The sequence below is a fragment of the Microbacterium sp. Marseille-Q6965 genome, from assembly GCF_946151065.1.
Taxonomy (GTDB): domain Bacteria; phylum Actinomycetota; class Actinomycetes; order Actinomycetales; family Microbacteriaceae; genus Microbacterium.
Window position 1 is genome coordinate 60,543 of the sequence record NZ_CAMGZA010000003.1, and the last position, 21,712, is coordinate 82,254.

23 protein-coding genes are annotated in these 21,712 nt (G+C 72.0%); 9 read left to right on the forward strand and 14 right to left on the reverse strand.

The window, feature by feature from the left end; translation table 11 throughout:
• From N8N77_RS09285 to N8N77_RS09295, 3 genes are read right to left on the reverse strand one after another with little or no spacing between them, the layout of a single operon-like run.
• Positions 1-834 carry a hypothetical protein gene (locus tag N8N77_RS09285; protein ID WP_261166468.1) on the reverse strand — a complete coding sequence of 278 codons (834 nt, stop codon included), beginning with the start codon at positions 832-834 and terminating at the stop codon, positions 1-3.
• Positions 834-1,148, reverse strand: a complete 315-nt coding sequence (locus N8N77_RS09290) for a type VII secretion target (protein ID WP_261166469.1) — start codon at positions 1,146-1,148, stop codon at positions 834-836. Before N8N77_RS09290 ends, N8N77_RS09285 begins: the two co-directional genes overlap by 1 nt.
• Positions 1,145-1,486, reverse strand: a complete 342-nt coding sequence (locus N8N77_RS09295) for a YbaB/EbfC family nucleoid-associated protein (RefSeq protein ID WP_261166470.1) — start codon at positions 1,484-1,486, stop codon at positions 1,145-1,147. Before N8N77_RS09295 ends, N8N77_RS09290 begins: the two co-directional genes overlap by 4 nt.
• Positions 1,487-1,673: 187 nt before the next feature.
• Here N8N77_RS09295 and N8N77_RS09300 point away from each other — a divergent pair, with 187 nt between their 5' ends.
• Together N8N77_RS09300 and N8N77_RS09305 are read left to right on the forward strand one after the other, a co-directional pair.
• The gene (locus N8N77_RS09300) at positions 1,674-2,594 is read left to right on the forward strand and encodes an ABC transporter ATP-binding protein (protein WP_261166471.1); all 921 of its coding nucleotides are present in this window, start codon (positions 1,674-1,676) and stop codon (positions 2,592-2,594) included.
• A gap of 27 nt (positions 2,595-2,621) precedes the next feature.
• Positions 2,622-3,467, forward strand: a complete 846-nt coding sequence (locus tag N8N77_RS09305) for a hypothetical protein (RefSeq protein ID WP_261166472.1) — start codon at positions 2,622-2,624, stop codon at positions 3,465-3,467.
• 26 nt (positions 3,468-3,493) lie between these two features.
• On the opposite strand, the gene N8N77_RS09310 is transcribed toward N8N77_RS09305, so the two are convergent.
• A complete protein-coding gene (locus N8N77_RS09310; RefSeq protein ID WP_261166473.1) occupies positions 3,494-4,480 on the reverse strand; it encodes an SDR family NAD(P)-dependent oxidoreductase in 987 nt (328 codons plus the stop codon).
• A gap of 84 nt (positions 4,481-4,564) precedes the next feature.
• On the opposite strand from N8N77_RS09310, the gene N8N77_RS09315 reads away from it, so the two are divergent.
• Complete coding sequence (locus N8N77_RS09315) at positions 4,565-5,383, forward strand: HAD-IIA family hydrolase (RefSeq protein WP_261166474.1); 819 nt, start codon at positions 4,565-4,567, stop codon at positions 5,381-5,383.
• Between the two features lie 138 nt (positions 5,384-5,521).
• Here N8N77_RS09315 and N8N77_RS09320 read toward each other — a convergent pair whose 3' ends face one another.
• Both N8N77_RS09320 and pyrE read right to left on the reverse strand, forming a co-directional pair.
• Entirely contained in the window at positions 5,522-6,424 is a 903-nt protein-coding gene (locus N8N77_RS09320) for an ROK family protein (RefSeq protein ID WP_261166475.1), read from the reverse strand.
• Complete coding sequence (gene pyrE, locus N8N77_RS09325; RefSeq protein ID WP_261166476.1) at positions 6,421-7,002, reverse strand: orotate phosphoribosyltransferase; 582 nt, start codon at positions 7,000-7,002, stop codon at positions 6,421-6,423. The genes N8N77_RS09320 and pyrE overlap by 4 nt, the downstream gene beginning before the upstream one ends.
• Before the next feature lie 78 nt (positions 7,003-7,080).
• On the opposite strand from pyrE, the gene N8N77_RS09330 reads away from it, so the two are divergent.
• The 3 genes from N8N77_RS09330 to N8N77_RS09340 all read left to right on the forward strand — a co-directional run bounded on the left by N8N77_RS09330 (position 7,081) and on the right by N8N77_RS09340 (position 10,006).
• Positions 7,081-7,926: an exodeoxyribonuclease III gene (locus N8N77_RS09330; RefSeq protein ID WP_261166478.1), complete on the forward strand. Its 846-nt coding sequence runs from the start codon at positions 7,081-7,083 to the stop codon at positions 7,924-7,926.
• 86 nt (positions 7,927-8,012) lie between these two features.
• Complete coding sequence (locus tag N8N77_RS09335; protein WP_261166479.1) at positions 8,013-9,338, forward strand: sensor histidine kinase; 1,326 nt, start codon at positions 8,013-8,015, stop codon at positions 9,336-9,338.
• The gene (locus N8N77_RS09340; protein WP_261166480.1) at positions 9,335-10,006 is read left to right on the forward strand and encodes a response regulator transcription factor; all 672 of its coding nucleotides are present in this window, start codon (positions 9,335-9,337) and stop codon (positions 10,004-10,006) included. The genes N8N77_RS09335 and N8N77_RS09340 overlap by 4 nt, the downstream gene beginning before the upstream one ends.
• 65 nt (positions 10,007-10,071) lie before the next feature.
• On the opposite strand, the gene N8N77_RS09345 is transcribed toward N8N77_RS09340, so the two are convergent.
• Positions 10,072-10,629, reverse strand: a complete 558-nt coding sequence (locus tag N8N77_RS09345; protein ID WP_396652820.1) for an NADPH-dependent FMN reductase — start codon at positions 10,627-10,629, stop codon at positions 10,072-10,074.
• A gap of 213 nt (positions 10,630-10,842) precedes the next feature.
• Between N8N77_RS09345 and N8N77_RS09350 the strand changes: the two genes are divergently transcribed.
• Positions 10,843-11,727 (forward strand): ABC transporter ATP-binding protein, encoded by an 885-nt coding sequence (locus tag N8N77_RS09350; RefSeq protein WP_261166860.1) that lies wholly within the window; start codon positions 10,843-10,845, stop codon positions 11,725-11,727.
• Positions 11,724-12,818, forward strand: a complete 1,095-nt coding sequence (locus tag N8N77_RS09355) for an ABC transporter permease (protein WP_261166481.1) — start codon at positions 11,724-11,726, stop codon at positions 12,816-12,818. Before N8N77_RS09350 ends, N8N77_RS09355 begins: the two co-directional genes overlap by 4 nt.
• A 56-nt stretch (positions 12,819-12,874) precedes the next feature.
• On the opposite strand, the gene N8N77_RS09360 is transcribed toward N8N77_RS09355, so the two are convergent.
• From N8N77_RS09360 to N8N77_RS09370, 3 genes are all read right to left on the reverse strand, one after another.
• The gene (locus N8N77_RS09360) at positions 12,875-13,930 is read right to left on the reverse strand and encodes a hypothetical protein (RefSeq protein WP_261166483.1); all 1,056 of its coding nucleotides are present in this window, start codon (positions 13,928-13,930) and stop codon (positions 12,875-12,877) included.
• Between the two features lie 138 nt (positions 13,931-14,068).
• Positions 14,069-16,219, reverse strand: a complete 2,151-nt coding sequence (locus tag N8N77_RS09365; RefSeq protein WP_261166484.1) for an ATP-dependent Clp protease ATP-binding subunit — start codon at positions 16,217-16,219, stop codon at positions 14,069-14,071.
• 93 nt (positions 16,220-16,312) lie between these two features.
• A complete protein-coding gene (locus N8N77_RS09370) occupies positions 16,313-17,335 on the reverse strand; it encodes a GlxA family transcriptional regulator (protein ID WP_261166861.1) in 1,023 nt (340 codons plus the stop codon).
• Between the two features lie 126 nt (positions 17,336-17,461).
• Between N8N77_RS09370 and N8N77_RS09375 the strand changes: the two genes are divergently transcribed.
• Positions 17,462-17,608, forward strand: coding sequence for a hypothetical protein (locus N8N77_RS09375; protein ID WP_261166485.1), 147 nt, complete (start codon positions 17,462-17,464; stop codon positions 17,606-17,608).
• A gap of 7 nt (positions 17,609-17,615) precedes the next feature.
• Here the strand turns inward: N8N77_RS09375 and N8N77_RS09380 are convergent, their stop codons facing one another.
• The 4 genes from N8N77_RS09380 to N8N77_RS09395 all read right to left on the reverse strand — a co-directional run bounded on the left by N8N77_RS09380 (position 17,616) and on the right by N8N77_RS09395 (position 21,643).
• Positions 17,616-18,029: a rhodanese-like domain-containing protein gene (locus N8N77_RS09380; protein WP_261166488.1), complete on the reverse strand. Its 414-nt coding sequence runs from the start codon at positions 18,027-18,029 to the stop codon at positions 17,616-17,618.
• Positions 18,030-18,128: 99 nt separating this feature from the next.
• Positions 18,129-19,334 carry a glycosyltransferase gene (locus N8N77_RS09385; RefSeq protein ID WP_261166490.1) on the reverse strand — a complete coding sequence of 402 codons (1,206 nt, stop codon included), beginning with the start codon at positions 19,332-19,334 and terminating at the stop codon, positions 18,129-18,131.
• Positions 19,335-19,340: 6 nt separating this feature from the next.
• A complete protein-coding gene (locus N8N77_RS09390) occupies positions 19,341-20,528 on the reverse strand; it encodes a glycosyltransferase (protein ID WP_261166492.1) in 1,188 nt (395 codons plus the stop codon).
• A 119-nt stretch (positions 20,529-20,647) separates the two neighbouring features.
• Positions 20,648-21,643, reverse strand: a complete 996-nt coding sequence (locus tag N8N77_RS09395; protein WP_261166494.1) for an Lrp/AsnC family transcriptional regulator — start codon at positions 21,641-21,643, stop codon at positions 20,648-20,650.
• Positions 21,644-21,712 lie beyond the last annotated feature (69 nt).

The following is a 21,712-nucleotide window of genomic DNA, read 5'->3' on the forward strand; positions in this document are numbered from 1 at the left end:
TCAGCCTCCCGTCTCCGTCTTCACGGCCTGGTCGGTGCCCGCGACGTACGCGCTGACCACCGTGTGCGGAGCGATGCCGTAGTTGTACACACCGGCCTCGTCGAACGCCCGGTACAGGTCGGCGAGCACGTCGGTGAACCGGCCGGCCGCGCCGAGCAGCTCGTCCATCCAGCGGGCGGCATCGTCGACCCATCGCGCGATCGCCGAGGTGGCCTGGGCGACGATGACCGGAATGCCGATACCGAGCGAGGCGAGAGCCTCACCGACCCACACGATGAGCTTGCCGACGAGTTCCGCGCAGATGGCGGTCACGATCTGGCGCACCACCGTCACGACGGCGCTGCCTGCGGCGTAGCCCGACCGCATGCAGCGGCACGCGAACGCCATGACCGAGCACTGCTGCGCCTGCTGCGACAGGCGCTCTCGGAACGCGTCGCCGGCCGGTCCCTGCCAATAGTCCGCGGAGCGGTCGCGCACCTCGATCAGGCGCTCGGCCTGCGCGTCGAGCGCGCCGCCGACGTTCGCCCAGGTGAGCCCCACCGCGGTGACGACGGCCGGGTCGCCGACGAGCACGTTGAGCGCCTCCTGGAACCAGGCGCAGCGGTCGAGCAGGAACGACGCGACGCTCGACGCCAGGGTGCCGAGCGGGTCGACGGCCACGCCGACGGCGTCGCCGATCACGGAGGCGCCGGAACCCAGCGCGCCCGCCCAGTTGCCCGACCCCAGGCTGTAGCCCGTCGAGAACAGTGAGCCGATGACGGGCACACCGAGGGCGGTGCCATCGAACCATCCCGGTGCCTGCCACTCCTCAGGCTGAACGACCAGCGGATCCATCAGAGGCTCCTCATCAGTCGGGTGTACACGCGCGACGAGCCGAGGTCGACCTCGTCATACTGATCGGCGGCCGCTGTCGCACTCTCGGCGGTCGCCGAGACCGCCGACGCGAGGGCGCGCAGCGCCCCGCCGGCCGCGGTCTGCGCGAGGTTCGACGGCGGCACCATCATGACGCACAGCAAACCGAACGCCCGCTCAGACATCTTCTGCGCACTCGCGCCCGCCTGAGCGGCATCGTCCAGACCGGACGCCGCACCGCGCACCGCCGCGGCCCCCTGCCTGATCCCCTCGATATCCGCTTCGAAGTCGCTCATTCCTTCGCCCCCATGCCCATCGCGCGCCACGCGGCCGCGCTGAACTCACTCCGCCCGAGATCCGCGACGGGCGTCGTGCGCGCCCCGCGCGCCGCCGCATACGCCGCGTTGGTCGCCGCGAGCACCGCGCTCGCCAGCTCATCCGCGTCGAGCTCGTCGATCGCGTCGTCGTAGACGATGTCGCCGAGGATCCCCCGCGCGTCCACCGTCACCCGCACAAACCCATCCGGGTCCTCGCCCGTCGCGCCCTCCGTCGGCGCCGATACCGGCGCCGCGGCGGCGCCCTGCAGACGACCGGCGATGCCCGCGAACAGGGCGGTGAGATCCTCGGAGTGCATGCGACGAACGTAGCAGCGGGCCGCGCCAGCTCCGATGGGGAGAACTCACCCCCCTAGCGATACCGGCCGCGGCGCCGTGCGCATCGGGCGCCGCGCGCGTCGGGCGCCCCGCCATCCGCCTCCCGGACGATGCGGATCATCCCCTGGGCCGATGCGCGACGGGGCGGCCAGGCGCTGGGATGGGCACATGATCACGGCAGAGAACCTCACGAAGCGCTTCGGCGCCCACACGGCGGTGGACGACGTCTCGTTCACGGCGAGGCCCGGGCAGGTCACCGGCTTCCTCGGGCCGAACGGAGCGGGCAAGTCGACGACCATGCGCATGATCATGGGGCTCGATCGGCCCACCTCCGGGCGCACGACCGTGGGTGGTCGCCCCTTCGCCGAGCACGCCGATCCGATGCGGCAGGCCGGCGCGCTGCTCGACGCGAAGGCGGTGCACCCCGGCCGCACGGCCGAGGCCCATCTGCGCATGCTCGCCGCGACCAACGGCATCTCACGGTCGCGGGTGAAGGAGGTGCTCGAGCTCACCGGTATCGAGGCCGTCGCCCGCCGCCGCATCGGCGGGTTCTCGCTCGGCATGCACCAGCGGCTCGGCATCGCCGCGACGATGCTGGGAGACCCGCAGGTGCTCATCTTCGACGAGCCCGTGAACGGCCTCGACCCCGAGGGCGTGCACTGGGTGCGCGGCTTCGCGCGAGCGCGGGCGGCCGAGGGCCGCACGGTGTTCATCTCGTCGCACCTCATGAGCGAGATGGCGCAGACGGCCAACCACATCATCGTGCTCGGGCGTGGCCGGGTGCTCGCCGACGCCCCGATCGCCGAGTTCCTCGCCGCCGCCCGTCGCGAGGTCACCCGCGTGCGGGTCTCGGACGGCGCCGCTCTTGCCTCGCTGCTGAGCAGCAGCGGGGTGACGGTCACCCCGGGGGCCGACGGTTCGCTCGAGGTGGAGGGTGTTCCCGCCCGGCGCATCGCCCGCGTAGCGAGCGAGGCGGGTCTGGAGCTCGACGAGCTGACCCCCGTCTCCGCCTCTCTGGAGGAGGCCTACCTCGCGCTCACCGGCGAGGCGACCGAGTACCGCAGCGACACCGCGGCCCTGGCCGCCTGATCCCCATTCCCCGAAAGGCATATCACGATGTCGACCCTCGCTTCCGCCGCCCCCGTCCACGCCCCGCACGTTCCCGCCACCGGGTCGCGCCTCACCTTCGGTGGCCTGGTGAAGGCCGAGTGGATCTCGCTGACGAGCCTGCGCGGCACGCACCTCGCGCTGTGGATCGGCGCCGCCCTGGCGTTCGGGCTCACCGCCGGAATGTCGTTCATCTACGGCCTCTCCACCACGCGCGACGACAACCCCATGCCGATCGAGGGCGTGCCACCCCTGTCGATGGCGATCCTCAACGGCTACATCGTGGCCATCGCCGTCGCGGTGGTGCTGGGCGCCGCGGCCTACGCCAAGGAGCACGCCACCGGCTCCCTGCGCACCCAGCTCGCGGCGGCGCCTCGCCGCGTCCCCACCCTCGGCGCCAAGGCGGTCGTCGTCGGCGGCACGCTGTTCGTCTTCGCCGCCGCCGGGTTCGCCCTCTGCCTCGCCGCCTGCGCCGGCATCTATGCCGCCTTCGACATGCCGACGAACGTGGTCGACGCGGTGCCGGAGCTGGTCCTTCCCGTCCTCGGCATCGCGCTCGGCACGGCGCTGGCAGGCGTCTTCGCCCTGGGCCTGTCGGCCATGCTGCGGTCGGAGACCTGGTCGATCACGCTCACGTTCGTGTTCATCTTCGTGCTGCCGACGCTGCTGTACACGCTGCCGTGGGAGTGGGCACAGCGGACCTCCGAGTACCTCCTGGGTACGACGATCCAGGAGCTTCCCGATACGACGGGCGGCCTCGCCGGTGACTACCTGACCGATCTGGCGGTCACCGTGGCGTGGGTCGTGGCGGCGTTCGTCGGCGGCGCGCTCGTCATGCACCGCCGCGACGCCTAGCGACCGACGCCCGCCCGCGGGGCCGCTCAGCGCGCGGCGCGGGCGGCCCGTGCGAACGGCCACTCGCTGCGGGTGAGGCGCTCGCACTCCTCCCAGACCCGACGGCGGACCTCAGGATCGCTGGAGGTGGGGGAGGGCGTCTGCCGCACGGGCGCCCCGCGCGTGACGAAGCGCGGCCCCCAGTACTGGCCGCCCTCGACGCGCGGGTCCACGAGCGCGCGCACGGGCGCCCACGCGCCCCGCTCCTTGCTCTGTGCGATCGGCGCCTGCAGCGCGTCACGCAGCCGCTTGCCGCGGCTGGGCTGGTTCACGCCATGCACCGTGGGCGTGCGGCCGCCGATGGCATAGCCGGGGTGCGCCACGACGCTCGCCACCGGCACATCGGCCGCGCGCAGACGCGCGTCGGCCTCGAGTCCCAAGGCCTGCACGACGACCTTCGACTGCACGTACGCGCGCCACGCCGCATAGCCCCGTTCCAACTGCATGTCGGTCGGTTCATACACGCCGAGCCGCGTCGACACGCTGCCGAGCCACACCATGCGGGGCGTCACGCCGCGGGCGGCCGTCTTGGCGAGGGTCACCAGCAACTCGGCGGCGAGAACGAAGTGGCCCAGCGCGTTCGTCGCGATGACGAGCTCGCGGCCGTCGCGCGTCAGCTCTCGCCGGCGCGGGGTGTGCACGATGCCGGCGTTCAGCAGCACCCCGTCCAGGCGGCCGCGCTGAAACAGTCCGCCGCGCACCGAGGCGGCGGCCGCGCGAATGGATCCCGGGTTGGCGACGTCGAGCAGCAGCGTCTCGACCGACGCGCCGGGCACGCGGGCCTCCAGCGCGTCGTGGGCGGCGGCAAGACGATTCGGGTGACGACCGCTGAGGATGACGTGCGCGCCGGCACCGGCCAACTGCTCGGCGGCGAAGTAGCCCAGGCCCTTGTTGCCCCCGGTGATGAGGAAGGTGCGCCCGGACTGGTCGGGCAGGCGCGTGGGATCCCACGACGGGCGTTCGCGGGCGATCACCCTCCGAAGATAGCCCGCGCCGACGGCCGCCGGTGCGCACGGCACGCGGCCGGCACGCGGGCCGTGGCCGAATAGGCTGACCCCATGGCGCGACGCGATGGAATCGAGTGCTGGCTGACCGACATGGACGGCGTCCTCGTGCACGAGGAACAGCCCATCCCCGGCGCCCGTGAGCTGCTGACCCAGTGGCGCGAGACGGGCACGCCGTTTCTCGTGCTGACGAACAACTCCATCTTCACGCCCCGTGACCTCTCGGCCCGGTTGCGCAACTCGGGGATCGACGTTCCCGAGCAGAACATCTGGACGAGCGCGCTGGCCACCGCCGCGTTCCTGAAGTCGCAGAGCCCGGGCGGCACCGCGTTCGTCATCGGCGAGGCCGGCATCCTCACCGCGATGCACGAGGCGGGGTTCATCATGACGGAGTCGGATCCCGACTACGTGGTCGTGGGGGAGACCCGCAACTACTCCTTCGAGGCGCTCACCAAGGCCGTGCGGCTCATCAACGGCGGCGCGCGGTTCATCTCCACGAACCCCGACGCCACCGGGCCGAGCGCGCAGGGCGTGCTGCCCGCGACGGGCGCCATCAACGCGCTCATCACCGCCGCCACCGGCAAGGAGCCCTACATCGTGGGCAAGCCCAACCCGATGATGTTCCGCTCGGCCCTGAACCGCATCGGTGCCCACAGCGAGAACACGGGCATGATCGGGGACCGGATGGACACCGACATCGTCGCGGGCATCGAGGCAGGCCTGCACACCGTGCTCGTCATGACGGGCATCAGCACGCCGTCCTCCATCCAGCGTTACCCGTTCCGGCCCGACGAGATCGTCGACTCCGTCGCCGACCTGCTCGACCCGGTCGCGGAGGGCGAGGGCGGGGCGGAGCTCGACGCGGGCATCTGAGGCCCGGCGGCGCCTAGGCTGAGGCCATGGACGTGCGTGACCTCATGTTCGCCGTCGCGGTGCTGTGCATCGGCGGCACGCTCGTCGTCTTCGTCATGCAGTGGTGGCGCAACCGCGACAAGTAGTCCGCGCGGACGATCAGCGCAGCACGAGGGCGGCGGCACCCACGAGCGGGCCCTCGTCGCCGAGAGCGCTGCGCACCACGCGCACGGAGCGCGCGTAGGGCAGCACGGCGGTCTCGCGCACCGTCGCCGCGACGAGATCGACGTAGTCGGCCGAAACCCGCGAGAACCCGCCGCCGATCGCGATCACGTCGAGGTCGAGCAGCGTCGCGGCGTCGGCCAGGGCGCGCCCGACGGCCCGTGCCGATCGCTCCACGGCGGCCCGCGCGAGCGGGTCCCCCTCCGCCGCCGAGCGCGCCAGGTCCTCGCCCGTCTCGCCGTCCCAGCCCTGCTGACGCGCCCAGCGCACGGTGTGCGGTCCGGAGGCGATCTCCTCGGTGGTCGACCCGTCGACGAACGTCTGCCCGAGGTGGCCGGCGTTGCCGCTCGCGCCGCCGATGGGCCGGCCCTCGATGACGATGCCGCCGCCCACGCCGGTGGAGACGACGATCGACAGGGACGCCCGCGACCCGGCGGCCGCACCGATCCACGACTCCGCGAGTGCCAGACAGCCGCCGTCGTGCCGCAGGCGCACGACGGCGTCGGGGAGCCCGGTGGCTCCGATCACCGCGTCGCGGACGGCGTCGACGATGCCGAACCCTCGCACACCCGGCATGTTGACGGGCGCGATCGTGCCACCGCTCAGATCGACGGGGCCCGCCGAGCCGATGCCCGCTCCCGCGAACGCCACGCCCGCGGGAAGGTGCGCGAGCGCGTCGCCCACCACCGCGGAGAGGCCGTCGCGCAGCACGGACGGCGTGACCTCGCGCCCCGTCGCCCGGCGACACCTCGTGCCCGGCACCACGACGCCGTCGCCCGTGACGAGCGCGGCCTCGACCTTGGTCCCGCCGAGGTCCACGCCGAGGGCGACGGCGCTCACTGCGGCTGCAGCCCCAGGTCGTCGAGATCGATCGCCGCCCGCCACTCCAGCCCCTCGGCCTCGACGGCGGCCTGCGCGCCGGTCTTGCGGTCGACGATGACGGCGACGGCGGCGACATCGGCGCCCGCCCGGCGCAGCGCCTCGACCGCCTTGAGGGCGGACTGGCCGGTCGTGGAGGTGTCCTCCACCACGACGACGCGGCGACCCTCGACCTCCGCGCCCTCGATCTGACGCCCCCGGCCGTGGTCCTTGGGCTCCTTGCGCACGACGAAGGCGTCGAGGGGCCGATCGGTCCCCGCGGACGCGTGCATCACGGCGTTGGCGATCGGGTCGGCACCGAGCGTCAGCCCCCCGACGGCCACCACGCCGTCGATGTCGGCGATGAGGTCGCTCATGATGCGGCCGATGGCGGGGGCCGCGCGGTGGTCGAGAGTGAGCTTGCGCATATCCACGTAGTAGGTGGCCTTCTTGCCACTGGAGAGCGTGAAGTCGCCGTGGAACACCGCCTCGTCGCGGATGAGAGCGATGAGCTGCTGGCGCTCGGCCTCGAGCTCGGGGGTGGATGCGGGTGCGGCCATGCGCCCAGTCTAGGGACAGCGGTGCTGCGGAACCCGCCGGACGCGGGTGGCGTCGGAGGCGCGGATTAGGCTGGGGCCATGCGCCTGGCCACCTGGAATGTGAACTCCATCCGCGCCCGCGTGGACCGCATCGTCGGCTTCGCCGACCGCGAGCACATCGACGTGCTGGCCATGCAGGAGATCAAGTGCACGCCCGAGCAGTTCCCCTATGAGGCCTTCGAGGCGGCCGGATACCACGTGGAGGCGCATGGCCTGAACCAGTGGAACGGCGTGGCCATCGCGAGCCGCGAGCCCATCGAGGACGTGGAGTATGCCTTTCCCGGCATGCCGGGCTATCAAAAGGGGCACACCGGCGACGACGCGCCGCAGGAGGCCCGCGCGATCGGCGCGACCGTCAACGGCGTGCGGCTCTGGAGCCTGTACGTGCCCAACGGCCGCAGCCTGGCCGACCCCCACTACGCCTACAAGCTCCGTTGGCTCGACGCGCTGCGCGCATACACGACCGACGCGCTGACGTCCGACCCCGACCTGCCGCTCGCCCTGGTCGGCGACTTCAACATCGCCCCCACCGACGCCGACAACGGCGACCCCGCCGTCGTCCCGGGCGCCTCCACCCACGTCTCCCCGGCCGAGCGCGAGGCGTTCCACGCGCTCGAGAGCGCCGGGCTGCGCGACGTGGTGCGCCCCTTCGTGCCCGAGGGCTTCACGTACTGGGACTACAAGCAGCTGAAGTTCCCCCGCAATCAGGGCATGCGCATCGACTTCATCCTCGGATCGCGGGCGCTCGCGGACGCGACCGCGGGAGCGGCGATCCACCGGGACGAGCGCAAGGGCGTGCAGCCCAGCGACCACGTTCCCGTCGTCGTCGATCTCGACTTCCCGTCGGACGACGACGACGCGGACGTGCCGATGATCTTCGGCTGACCGACATGCCCGCCGCGGCGGCTCCCGCCGCCGGGGTCCGCCGTACGGGGGAGGCCGGCGGACGGCGACCGCCCTACGGTGGAGGGATGACGGCAGTGCACGGCGCCGCGACCGACGCCCCCCTGGTGACGCCCGACACGGCGACGCGAGCCGCCCCCACGCCGCTGGAGCGGCGACAAGATCTCCTGCTGGCGGCGGCCATGTTCGTCGCGGCGATCGTCAGCGGAGCGCTCTCCTCGATCTCGCAGTTCTACGGCGAGCGGACCGCCGACGTCGTCTGGACGATCCCCCTGGCCGTGGCCACCACCCTGCCGCTCGCGCTGCGGCGACGGTACCCGGTGGCCGTCTCCGTCGTCATCTGCACCGCCTACTTCGTGGGCGTGACCGCCTATGTGCCCGAGGCGTTCGTGAGCATGGTGGCCATGTTCATCGCCATCTACACGATCGGCGCCTGGGTCAACGACCGTCGTCGTGCCTTCTGGGCACGCACCGCCATCGTCGTGGCCATGTTCGTGTGGATGCTCGTGACCACGTTCCTCGCCGTCACGGGCGAGGCGGCCGACGAACCCGGGCTGTACGCGGGCGCGTTCTCGCCGCTGGTGGCGTTCATGCTCATCCAATGGCTGATCAACGCCGCCTACTTCGGCGGCGCCTGGTTCCTCGGCGATCACGCCTACCGCGCGGCCCTCGATCGCCAGGCGCTGCGTGCCCTCGCGGCGCGGCTCGAGGAGGAGCGCGAGCTCTCCGCCGCGCAGGCGGTGGCGCTCGACCGGGTGCGCATCGCGCGCGAGCTGCACGATGTCGTGGGCCACCACGTGTCGGTGATGGGAGTCCAGGCCGGGGCGGCGCGGACGGTGCTCGAGCGGGACCCACATGCCGCAGCCGGGATGCTCCGCGGCATCGAGGACTCGGCGCGGTCTGCGATCGAGGAGCTGCACCACCTGCTCGACACCCTGCGGACCCCCGAGGACGAGGCGGGCGAGGCGCCGTCCGCGCTGCGTCTGTCGGCGCTCGAGGAGCTCGCCCGCGCCATGACGGCCGCCGGCACGCCCACGCGCTTCACGGTCGTGGGCGACCCCGTGGACGTGCCCGACCTCGTTCACGTCAACCTCTACCGCATCGCGCAGGAGGCCCTCACCAACGCGCGCCGCCACGGGGGCCCCGACGCCACGGCCGACGTGCGGCTGCGCTACGAGTCCGACGCCGTGGAGCTGGAGATCGCCAACACGGGCTGGGTGCGCTCCGGGGCCCGGCCCGGGATCGGACAGCTCGGCATGCGCGAACGCGCGACGGCATGCGGCGGCACGCTCCACCTGGGGCCCCGGCACGCGGCAGGCGGCCTCGAGCGCACCGGCTACCTCGTGCGCGTGCGGGTACCGCTCGCGCACGGCGACCAGGGGAGCGCGGCATGACGCGCGTGCTGATCGTGGACGACCACGCCGCGATGCGGATGGGGTTCCGCACCATCCTCGCGGCCTCCGGACTGGAGGTGATCGGCGAGGCCGCCAGCGGCCGGGAGGCGGTGGATGCCGCCGCGAGCATGCGCCCCGATGTCATCCTCATGGACGTGCAGATGCCCGATCTCGACGGCATCGAGGCGACGCGCCTCATCCTCGGCGACGCGGGCGACGCTCCGCCCCGGGTGGTGATCGTGACGACGTTCGACCGAGACGACTACCTGTTCGCGGCACTCGACGCCGGCGCCAGCGGCTTCCTGCTCAAGAACGCCGGTCCGGAGGAGCTGGTGAACGCGGTGCGCGTGGTGGCGGCGGGCGACGCGCTGCTGGCGCCGGAGGTGACGCGCCGGGTCATCGAACGGTTCGCCTCGCCCGCGTCGAGCGTCGCACCCGCACTCACGCCGGCCACGGCGCCCGCCGCCGGGCAGGACGTCGATCTCACCGAGCGTGAGGCGGAGGTGTTGCGCCTGCTCGCGCAGGCCATGAGCAACGCGGAGATCGCCGCGCGGCTGTACATCGGTGAGGCGACGGTGAAGACGCACGTGTCGAACATCCTGCTCAAGCTCGGGGTGCGCGACCGCGTCGCGGCGGTCGTGTACGCGCACCGCCACGGTCTCGCGTGAGCGTCGGGTAGCGGCGCCGCTGAGCCGGAGGGGCGCCCCGACCGGGCGCCCCTCCGGGCGCCGCGTCAGGAGTTGGCCTTCTCCACCCGCGCCACGAGGCCGAGGAAGGTGTCGAGATAGCTCTGCAGGAAAGCCTTGGTGCCCTCGTTGGTGATCTCGCGGTTCTCGTCGATGAGGCCGGGGGTGAGCTGGATGAAGCCCTCCGGCTGGCCCATCACGATGGCGTCGACGTGCGACAGCACGGCCTTCAGGTGCTGCTGCGCCGCGGCGGTCGCGATGCCGCCCTGCGAACCGCCGAGCACAGCGACGGGCTTGCGGCTGAGCGACATCTGGCCGTAGGGCCGGGCCGACCACTCGATCGCGTTCTTCAGCACGCCGGGGATCGAGCGGTTGTACTCGGGGGTGACGATGAGCACGCCGTCGACGGCCTCGATCGCGGCCTTGAAGTCCTTGCCCTCCTGGGGGAAGTCGGCGTCGTAATCGGGCGAGTAGAAGGGCAGGTCCTTGATCGGGATCTCCACGAACTCGACGCCCTCGGGCGCGAGCTTCACAACGGCCTCGGCGAGCGTGCGATTGATCGAGGTGCTGCTGATGCTGCCGACGATGTAGCCGATCTTGGTCACGATGATTGCTCCTGTACTGCGGAAGAGGCATCCGGCCGGGCGGCCGATCCATTCACGTGCAAGTTCCTGTCGGCCGGATCTATTCCCCGCCTCTCGTGAAGCGCGCGCCCGCGTCCTCCGCCCCGCGGGGGAGGGGGCGCAATCCGCCTCGCGGCGGATGTGGCGAACCCGCCGTGATTCCTAGCCTGGAACCATCATCGAGAAGGGATGACCATGCTGCGATTGCAGGGGATCACCAAGAGTTACGGGGAGCGCAGGGCGCTGGACGGGGTGACGTTCGACGTCTCCGCAGGCCGCCTCACCGGCTTCGTGGGAGGAAACGGCGCCGGCAAGACGACGACGATGCGGATCGTGCTCGGGCTGCTGGCGCGCGACGGCGGATCGGTCACTCTGGACGGCACGGAGGTCACGGCCGACGATCGCCGCCGCTTCGGGTACATGCCGGAGGAGCGCGGTCTCTACCCGAAGATGAAGGTGCTGGAGCAGATCACCTACCTCGCGCGGCTGCACGGCTTCGGTCACGCGGAGTCCGCGCGGCGCGCTCAGGACATCCTCGAGCGCCTCGGCCTCGAGGAGCGGCTCAACGACAACGTCGAGGCTCTCTCGCTCGGAAACCAGCAGCGCGCGCAGATCGCCGCCGCGCTCGTGCACGACCCCGAGGTGCTGATCCTCGACGAGCCCTTCTCGGGTCTCGATCCCCTCGCCGTCGACGTGGTGGCCGGCGTGCTGCAGGAGCGCGCCGCCGGCGGCGCCTCGGTGCTCTTCTCGTCGCACCAGCTCGACGTCGTCGAGCGCCTGTGCGACGACCTCGTCATCATCGCCGCCGGCTCGGTGCGCGCCGCGGGAGCGCGCGAGGTGCTCCGGGATCAGCACGCCACGCGCCGCTACGAGCTGGTGTCCTCCGGCGACGCCGGGTGGATCAGAGACGCACCGGGCATCGAGGTGCTCGACTTCGACGGCGGTTACGCGCTGTTCGAGGCCGCTGACCAGGCGGCCGCCCAGCGCGTGCTGCAGCAGGCGGTCGCCCGCGGCGACGTGGCGAGCTTCACGCCGCAGCGCCCCTCTCTCGCACAGATCTTCAAGGAGGTCATCCAGTGAGCACCGCGCCCCAGCGCCTCTCGCCCCTGCAGTCCACCTGGCTCGTCGCCGAGCGGGACATCACGGGCCGTTTGCGCAGCAAGTCGTTCATCATCTCGACGCTTCTCCTGCTCCTCATCGTCGTGGGAGGCATCGTCGTGATGGGCATCGTCAACGCCACGTCGGGCGGCACCCCGGTGGCCGCCACGCCCGATGTCGCGGCGACCCTGCCCGACACCGACGCGCTGGAGGTCACCGAGGTCGCCGACAGGGAGGAGGGCGAGCAGCTCGTGCGCGACGGCGAGGTGGACGCCCTCGTGCTGCCGAGCGCCGATTCGCCGACGGGCGCGGAGATCGTCGCGCTCACCGAGGCGCCCTCGGAGGTCGTCTCGCTCCTGTCGGTGGCGCCCGAGGTGACGCTGCTGGAGGAGTCCGGTGTGCCGTTCTTCCTGCGCTACATGCTGGGCCTGATCTTCGGCATGGTGTTCATGGGCGCCGCGCTGAGCTTCGCGATGCCCATCTCCACGGCCGTCGTCGAGGAAAAGCAGACCCGGGTCATCGAGATCCTCATCTCCACCGTCCCCTCGCGGGTGCTGCTCGCGGGAAAGGTGCTGGGCAACCTCGTGCTGTCGATGGGTCAGATCCTGCTCATCATCGCCGCCGCGACGATCTCTCTCGCCGTCACCGGCCAGTCCGACGTGCTGAGCGATTTCGGTGCGCCCATGGCGTGGTTCGCCGTGTTCTTCCTGTTCGGCTTCCCCATCCTGTCGGCGATGTTCGCCGCCGCGGGCGCGATGGTCTCGCGCCAGGAGGACATCAGCCCCACGGTCACGCCGCTCATGTTCCTCGTGATGATCCCGTTCTACCTCGCCGTCTTCCTCGGCGAGAATCCGCTGATCATGACGATCATGTCGTACGTGCCGTTCTCGGCGGCCGTGGCGATGCCCATCCGCCTGTACTTCGACGAGGCACTGTGGTGGGAGCCCATCCTGTCGCTCGGCATCATGGCGGCCACGTGCGTCGCGATCGTGCTGCTCGGCGCGCGCATCTACGAGAACTCGCTGCTGCGCATGGGTGGGCGGGTCAAGCTCACGGAGGCGCTCAAGAGCTGACGCCGCGCACGAAGGGCGCCCCGGGATCTGGATCCCGGGGCGCCCTTGTGTTCTCGTCAGTGCAGCGGCATGCTGCCGAGCATCTCGTCGGCGGTGTCGCCGGAGTACGCCCCGGCGTCGCACCAGTAGAAACCGACGGTGCTCATCTGCTGCGCGACGAAGCTGCGGACGTACCAACGCTCCATGATGTGGGTGTCGCCGTCGACCACCTCGACGTCGTAGGTGCCGAACTCGATGGGGCCGTGCGTCGCGGAGCGGAGGGCGACCGTGGCACCGGCCTCGTAGCTGCCGCTCTCGGCGCCACCGGCGTAGTCCTGGAAGTACGCATCGACGCCGGTCGCGGTCGCGCCCTCGTCGTCCATGCCCTGCACCTCGTCGGCGGCCAGCAGGTCGTACACGTCGATGTCGAGGTAGCAGCCGGTGCTGTCGTTCACCCAGAAGGTGTCGTCCTCCGGGTCGTCGGCCGGCGTCCAGTCCGACCCGAGCGCCGGCTCGGCCCAGAACGGCTGGGCGTCGTCCGGCAGGGCGTCGGAGAGGGCGTAACCCTCGCCCTCACCCGCCTGCGGCTGCCCGCCCCCCGAGGGCTGCGCCGCCGTGTGCGGCAGTACGAGGGTGATCACGAGCACGACGGCGACGGTGGCCCCGACGACGACCAGCGCACCGGCGCCGATCAGCCACCACGCCCAGGCGGGAACGCGCCTCCTCGGCGGTCGCCCTCCTCCCGGAGCGCCGTGCCCGGGCGGCTGCGCACCGTAACCTCCGGGCTGCGCCACGTACCCACCCGCCGGTGCGCCGTAGCCGGGCGCCTTCGTGGGGTATCCACCGGGCGACGCGCCATACGCACCGGGCCGCGCGCCGACGTCAGGCGACGGGGCCGCGTGGCCCGGTTGCTGCGGCGGGCCGAAGCCGGGCTGCCCGTACGGCTGCGCCGCGCCGTATCCCGGCTGCCCCGACGACGCCTGCCCGGAGGACTGCGGCTGGCCCTGCTGCACCGGCTGCGCGGGCCACGCGCCCTGATGTCCGTACCCCTGCGCTTCCGCCGATTGCTGCGGCGGCCACGGCGGCGTGCCGCCCTGGCCCTGCGGGCTCCGCCCCGATACGTCGTCGCTCATGCCGACCCCCCTGCTTGTCCTCCCTCGACTATCCCGGCTCGGCCCCGCGAGGGCAAACGCGCGTGCGCGCCCGGGTCGGGCACAGCAGGGGAGAGCGGCGGCAGCCCGTCCCGCAGGCGGGACGACGGGCGCGGGCGCTCAGCCGTCGTTCGGGCCCTGGCTCGTGAGGGCGAGCTCCTCGCCCGTGGCGGCGACGTCCACGCGCACGGCGTCGCCGTCGTGCACGCCACCCGAGAGAATGGCGCGGGCCAGCCGGTCCTGGATCTGCGTCTGGATGAGGCGACGCAGCGGACGAGCACCGAACACGGGGTCGTAACCGCGCTCGGCGAGCCAGGCGCGCGCATCGGGCGTGACGGCCAGCGTGAGGCGACGATCGGAGAGGCGGCGCTGCAGCAGGTCCACCTGCAGCTCGACGATCTGCGCAAGGTGGTCCTGGCCCAGCGCGTGGAACAGCACGATGTCGTCGAGGCGGTTGATGAACTCGGGCTTGAACGCCGCGTGCACGAGCTGCATCACCTGGTCCCGCTTCGACTCGGGCGCGATCGTCGCATCGACGAGGATCGGCGAGCCGAGGTTCGAGGTCAGGATCAGGATGACGTTCTTGAAGTCGACCGTGCGACCCTGCCCGTCGGTGAGGCGCCCGTCATCCATCACCTGCAGCAGCACGTCGAACACCTCGGGGTGCGCCTTCTCCACCTCGTCGAGCAGCACGACGCTGTAGGGCCGGCGCCGCACCGCCTCGGTCAGCTGGCCGCCCTGGTCGTAGCCGACGTAGCCCGGAGGGGCACCGACGAGGCGCGAGACGGAGTGCTTTTCGCCGTACTCCGACATGTCGATGCGCACCATCGCCTGCTCGTCGTCGAAGAGGAACGCGGCGAGCGCCTTCGCGAGCTCGGTCTTGCCGACGCCCGTGGGGCCGAGGAAGAGGAACGATCCCGTCGGGCGGTTCGGGTCGCTGATGCCGGCGCGCGATCGGCGCACGGCGTCCGCGACCGCGCGCACGGCCTCCTTCTGCCCGATGAGGCGCCGACCCAGCTCCGCCTCGAGGTGCAGCAGCTTCTCGGTCTCACCGCGCATCAGGCGCCCCACCGGGATGCCCGTCCACGCGGCGATGACGGCCGCGATGTCCTCTTCGGTGACCTGGTCGCCCACCATGCGCTCGTCGGACTGCTCGACGCGCTCGGCCTCGGCCAGCTCGCGCTCCAGCGCGGGAATCTCGGCGTACAGCAGCCGTGAGGCGCGCTCGAGGTCGCCCTCGCGCTGGGCGCGCTCGGCTTCGCCCCTCGCCGCGTCCAGTCGCGTCTTGAGGTCACCGACCTTGTTCAGCGAGGCGCGCTCGGCCTCCCATCGTGCCTGCAGCTCGGCCAGCCGCGCCTCGTTCTCGGCGAGGGTCTCGCGCAGCGCTGCCAGGCGCTCCTGCGATGCCGGATCCTTCTCCTTCTTCAGCGCCAGCTCCTCGAGCTTGAGCCGGTCGACGTGCCGGCGCAGCTCGTCGATCTCGAGGGGAGCGGAGTCGATCTCCATGCGCAGCCGGCTCGCCGCCTCGTCGATGAGGTCGATCGCCTTGTCGGGCAGCTGGCGGCTGGGCAGGTAGCGATGACTGAGCGAGGCCGCCGACACGAGCGCGCCGTCCGAGATCGCGACCTTGTGGTGCGCCTCGTAGCGCTCCTTCAGACCGCGCAGGATCGCGATGGTGTCCTCGACGCTGGGCTCACCGACATACACCTGCTGGAAGCGTCGCTCGAGCGCCGCGTCCTTCTCGATGAACTCGCGGTACTCGTTGAGGGTCGTGGCGCCGATCATGCGCAGCTCGCCGCGGGCGAGCATCGGCTTGAGCATGTTGGCGGCCGCGACCGAACCCTCGCCGCCCCCCGCGCCCATCAGCACGTGCAGCTCGTCGATGAACGTGATCACGCGGCCCTCGGACTCGGTGATCTCCTTGAGCACGTTCTTGAGGCGCTCCTCGAACTGGCCGCGGTACATCGCGCCGGCCACGAGCGCCGAGATGTCGAGGGCGATGAGCTCGCGCCCCTTGAGGCTTTCGGCGACGTCCCCCGCGACGATGCGCTGCGCCAGGCCCTCGACGACGGCGGTCTTGCCGACGCCCGGCTCGCCGATGAGCACGGGATTGTTCTTCGTGCGTCGCGTGAGCACCTGGCTGACGCGACGGATCTCGGCGTCGCGGCCGATCACCGGGTCGAGCTTGCCCGCCCGCGCGCGCTCGGTGAGGTTGATCCCGAACTGCGCCAGAGCGGTCTGCTCCTCCTGCTGCGGCTGATCCGCCGACATCCGCCCACCTCCATCGTTCTGCACCAACGCGCTAACTTGAGTCGCGCCCACTCAAGTTTAGCAATGTGGCGGGCGGAGGAACACCCTCGCAACTCAGGCCGGGACGGCCTCGCGTACGCGCTCACCCTCCTCCGCGGCGGCTCGTCCCGCTGCCGCCGCCGCCTCCGGGGTGCAGCAGAAGCGGGCGCGGTAGGCGGTGGGGGTGGTGCCGAGGGTGCGCCCGAAGTTCTGGCGCAGCACGGCGGCCGAGCCGAATCCGCACTCGGCCGCAATGCGGTCGAGGCCCCAGTCGGTGCGCTCCAGCAACCGCTGCGCGTGCAGCACGCGCTGGCGCGCGAGCCAGGCGGCGGGCGTGGTGCCATGATCGGCCTTGAAGCGGCGCGCGAAGGTGCGCGGCGACATGTGAGCGTGTGCGGCGAGATCGTCGACCGTGAGGTCGCGGCGCAGATTCTCGAGCGCCCAGTCGAGCGTGCGCGCGAGCGACATGCCATGCGCCTCGGGCAGCGGGTGCAGGATGAACTGCGCCTGGCCACCGTCCCGCTGCGGCGCGACGACCATGCGGCGCGCGACGACGTTGGTCAGCTCGGCGCCGATCTCCTGCCGCAGCAGGTGCAGGCACGCGTCGATGCCCGCCGCCGTGCCCGCGCTCGTGATGATCCGGCCGTCCTGCACGTAGAGCACGTCGGGGTCCACCGCGACGCGGGGGTAGCGGCGCGTCAGCTCGTCCGTGTACATCCAGTGCGTCGTCGCGCGCCGGCCGTCGAGCACGCCGGCGGCGGCAAGCGCGAACGCGCCGCTGCACACGCTCATCACCCAGGCGCCGCGATCGGCGGCCCGACGCACGACGTCGATGACGCGGGGGTCGATCTCGTCCCACGACGCCCGCGGCGTGGCGGTGACGACCACGACATCGGCCTCGTCGGCGAAGGACAGGTCGTTGTCGATGAGAAGCGAGAAACCCATGGTGGTCGCCACCCGACCGGGGTCGGGCGTGACGGGGCGGAAGTCGAAGGTGGGCACGCCCTGCTCCGAGCGGTCGAGGCCGAACGCCTCGCAGACCACACCGAACTCGAAGGGCGCCGCGCCCTCCATCACGATGCACGCGACGGTCCTGATCACGGCCGCCCCTTCCTCCGATGGCAGGAATCCTGCGGCCGGTGACGGTTCGCGTGGCCGGATTCCTGCGATGTGCGTCGAGTCTGCCACTCGTGTCCGATTTCACGCAACCGTAGCTTTTCGGACATGGATCTTCTGCTCGGCATTCTGCTCACCGCCGCGGCCGTGGCGGGCGTCACGCTCACCCTTTGGCTGCTGCCCAACGACGGGTACGGTCAGCGGGTGTTCGGCACCGACGACTGGGGGCGCGTCGATCCGTCCGTGCGCCCCTGAGACGCGATCAGCGCCGCACGCCGGTCAGCGGATCGACGGGATGGCGCGTCTCGCCCTCGTCCGTCACCACGGGGTACCCCTCGCGCGCCCAGTACTCGAAGCCCCCGATCATGAGCTTCACCTCGTACCCGAGCTCGGCGAAGGCGAGCGCCGCCTTGTCACCGCCGTTGCAGCCGGGGCTCCAGCAGTACACGACGACCGGTGTGCCGGCGGGGATCTCGGCCGTCGCGCGGGCGGGGATCTCGCGGGGGGGCAGATGGATCGCGCCCCTCGCGCGGCCCTGTGCCCAGGCCTCGGCCGACCGCGTGTCGACGAGGGCGAAGCGCCGGCCCGCCTTCTGCGCGGCCCGCACGTCGGCGGGATCGGTCTCGAAGGCGAGCTTGGCGCGGTAGTGGGCGGCGATGTCGGCGGCAGCGGTCATGCGCCACACCGTACGCCGCCGCGCGCGCCGACGATCCGCCGCCGCGGCAGAACGGCAGGATCCGGGCGCTCCGTGGCAGGGGAGGAGCGGAGGCCGCGCTCAGCGCGAGCGCACGCGCTCGTACACCTCGATCATCGCGGCCGTGCTCGCCGACTGGCGGAAGCGCGCACCGACGGCCGGGTCGGGCACCGGGGCCGCGCCGGCGCGGATGTCGGCCGCGGCGCGCCGCAGGGCCTCGGCGAGCGCGTCGACGGACGGGTCGGCGCGAGACGGGTCGCCGACGTGCCAGACCCCCGAACCCACCTCGGCGGCGATGTCGGGGTCGCTCATGACGGAGGGGGTGCCGAGCGCCGCCGCCTCGAAGGGGGTCATGCCCTGCGTCTCGAACCCGAGGGACGTCTGCACGAGCGCATCGGCGGCGCGCACCCGTGCGAGCGTCTGCTCGTAGGGCAGGCCGCCCAGGAAACGAACGGTCTCTTCGAGCCCGTAGCGGCGCACGAGCCGCCGCGCGGCGCGGCGCTGGGCCCCGTCGCCGATCACCTCGACGCGCATCGGCACGGCGGCGCGCGCGACGGCCCGGAGGAACGGCAGCAGGCGTTTCTCCGGGCTCATCCGGCCGATCCAGACGAAGTGGGGCACGTCGCCGTCGCGCGCCTCGGCATCCTCCGCCCGCATCCGCTCGAGCAGCTCGTCGTCCATGCCGTTCCAGATCGCGTCGACGCGCTCGGCGACGCCGTGCCGCTCGAGGCGACGCGCGAAGTGGTGCGACGGCGCCGTGACGGCGGCGGCGGTGCGGGCGAGCCCGCGCAGGTAGTCCCAGCCGTCCGAGCCGGGGCCGGATCCCGGCATCGCACGCCGTCGCCACACGTTCAACGCCCGGAGCAGCAGCCCCGGGCACGGCGTGGTGGCGCGCAAGCCGACGTCGACCCTGTTGTGCATCGTGTGCACCACCGGCAGGCCGTGGCGGCGCGCGTAGCGGTACCCGAGGAAGGCGCTCCAGAAGTCCGCCTGCACGTGCACGATGTCGGCATGCGGGCGCGACGCCAGCACCCTCTCCACCGCCGCATCCGAGCGCGCCCCCGGCCACGTGAACGAGTACTCGAGGTCAAGGGTGACGGGGATCGACGGCAGGTCGCGGTACGCCGGATCGGCGGCGTTCACCGAGGCGCGGGGGCCATGCCGGCGCGGGGCGACGATCGACACCGTGTGCCCCGCGCGCTCGAGGTAGCGCCGCTGCAGCCGCGTCGAGACCTGAGCGCCGCCCAGCGTCTCGACGTGCTGGTCGGCGAACATCACGATGTGCACGGCGACTTACTCCGGCAGGGGTTCGCCGCGGTACAGCGCCTCGAAGGTGTCGAGCGTGCGGTTGATGTCGTGCGCCTGCACCATCGCCAGCGACGCCTCCTGCATGCGGCGACGTTCCTCGGGGGAGGCCGTGAGCACGTCGGTGAGGCGAGCGGCGAGCGCGTCCACGTCCTCCGGGGGGAAGAGGTAGCCGTTCTCGCCCTCGTGCACGAGGTGCGGCAGCGCCACCGCGTCGGCCGCGACGACGGGAAGGCCCGACGCCATCGCCTCCATCGTGGCGATGGATTGCAGCTCGGCGATGGAGGCGATCGCGAACACGCTGGCGCGCGTGAGCGCGGCGCGCAGCTCCTCATCGGTCGTGTGGCCGAAGAAGGTGACGCGCTCGCGGATGCCGAGCTCGAGGGCGAGCTTCTCCAACGCGGGCCGCTGATCCCCGTCGCCGACGAGGTCGAGCTTCACATCGAGGGCCGGATCGAGCTTCGCCACCGCCCGCAGCAGCACGTCGACGTGCTTCTCGGTCGTGATGCGACCGACGAAGACGACGCGGTTCTCGGTGCGGGGCGACAGGTCGGCCGTGTACTTCGACTGGTCGATGCCGCAACTGATGGGAATCACGCCGGCGATGTCGATCGTCGACTCCAGGTAGTCGGCCGCCTTGCGCGTGGGGGTCGTGACGGCGGCCGTGAGGTCGAACGTGCGCTTCGCGTCCGACCACGCCCACTTCACGAGCACCTTGTTCAGCGCATCGGGCAGCAGCGTCGAGTCCACGATGTTCTCGGGCATGACGTGGTTCGTGGCGATCACCGGGATGCCGCGCTTGCGGGCCTCGCGCGCCAAGCCCCTGCCGATCACGATGTGCGACTGGATGTGCACGACGTCGGGCCGCACCCGGTCGAGCACGACGCGCGCGTAGTGCTTGGAGCGCCACGGCCAGACGAACCGGAGCCATTCGTGCCCTGGCCAGCGCACCGAGGGCAGGCGGTGCATCACAAGCTCGCGCCCCTCAATGGTCTCGGGCCGCGGCTCGGCGCGCCGATACCGCGTGTTCGGGGCGGAGACATGCACCTCGTGCCCGCGCTCGACGAGACCCGCGGCCAGCCGCTCCGCAAAGCGGGCGGCGCCGTTGATGTCGGGCGAGAACGTGTCGCATCCGAGGAGGATCTTCAGCGGCTGCTCGTTCGACGTATGGTCCACCCCACGAAGTTACCCGGGCAGGGGCCGGTTTTCGTGGCGCCCTGCCGGTTTCGGGGGTTACCCGGAACACCGCCCGGCGCCCGCACCGCCCGCGGGCCCGACGCGGGGCCCCGAACAGATCAGATGACGAGCTCGCACGGGCCCAGTCGCCCCTCGCGGTCCACGGTGCGCCAGTTGCGCCGCACCGTGCGCAGCAGCGTGGAGACCGACACGGACTGGATGCCCTCGTAGGACCCGAGCTCGGTGGTCAGGAATGCCCGCGCGTCGCTCTCGTCCCGGGCGACCGCCTGCACGAGGAGGGAGGCGTGGCCCGTCGTGAGCGCGGTGAATCGCACGCTGGGGTGGCGCGAGAGCCGCGCCAGGGTGGCCTCGACCTCGGCGGGGTGGCTGCGGATCGAGGCGAACAGTCCGAGCGGGTACCCCAGCAGGGCGGGCTCGATGTCCACGCGTGGGCGCACGCACCCGGAGTCGACGACGGCGGCGATCATGCGGCTCGCGGTCGCGCGCGTCACGCCCAGCCGATGCGCCGCGTCGTTCACGCCGAGGCGACCGTCGGCGACGAGCAGCCGGATGAGCTCGCGCTCGGCGGGACGGATCGGGCCGGAGCGCTCCTCGCCCACGGCGCCGAGCCGGCGCAGCGCGGCATCCTGCTCGGCGTCGAGCACACCCGTCACGCTCCAGTCGCCCGCGCGGCTCGCCGTGCCCAGCACCAGGCATGTCGACGTGCTGGCGACGCCGTCGATGGCGGGGATGTCCTCGAGCAGCACCGACGGCAGGCCGCCGGCTCCGGGATGCATCGTGACGTGCAGGTCGGCGACGCCCGCCACCTGGAACACCGACTGCACGCCGGGCAGCGCCGCGACGGCCTCGGCCACGCGCGTGCTCGTGCCGGGCCGGCACCGCAGCCACACGACGGAGGGATGCCGCGGCGACGTCAGCGACCAGGGCACGGAGACGCTGACGTGCAGCAGCCGCTCGGAGACCAGGCGCGCGTAGCGGCGGCTGATGGTGCTCGCCGAGGCGCCGAGAACGTCGGCGAGCGCCGTCAGGCTCGCGCGCGGCGCCCGCTGCAACGCGGCGACGAGGGCGATGTCGCCGCGATCGAGGGGGGTCACGAGCCGAGTGTAACCGCGGCGAAACATGCATGCATTTGTCTATGAGTGCACATCTGTTGCACTCTCGGT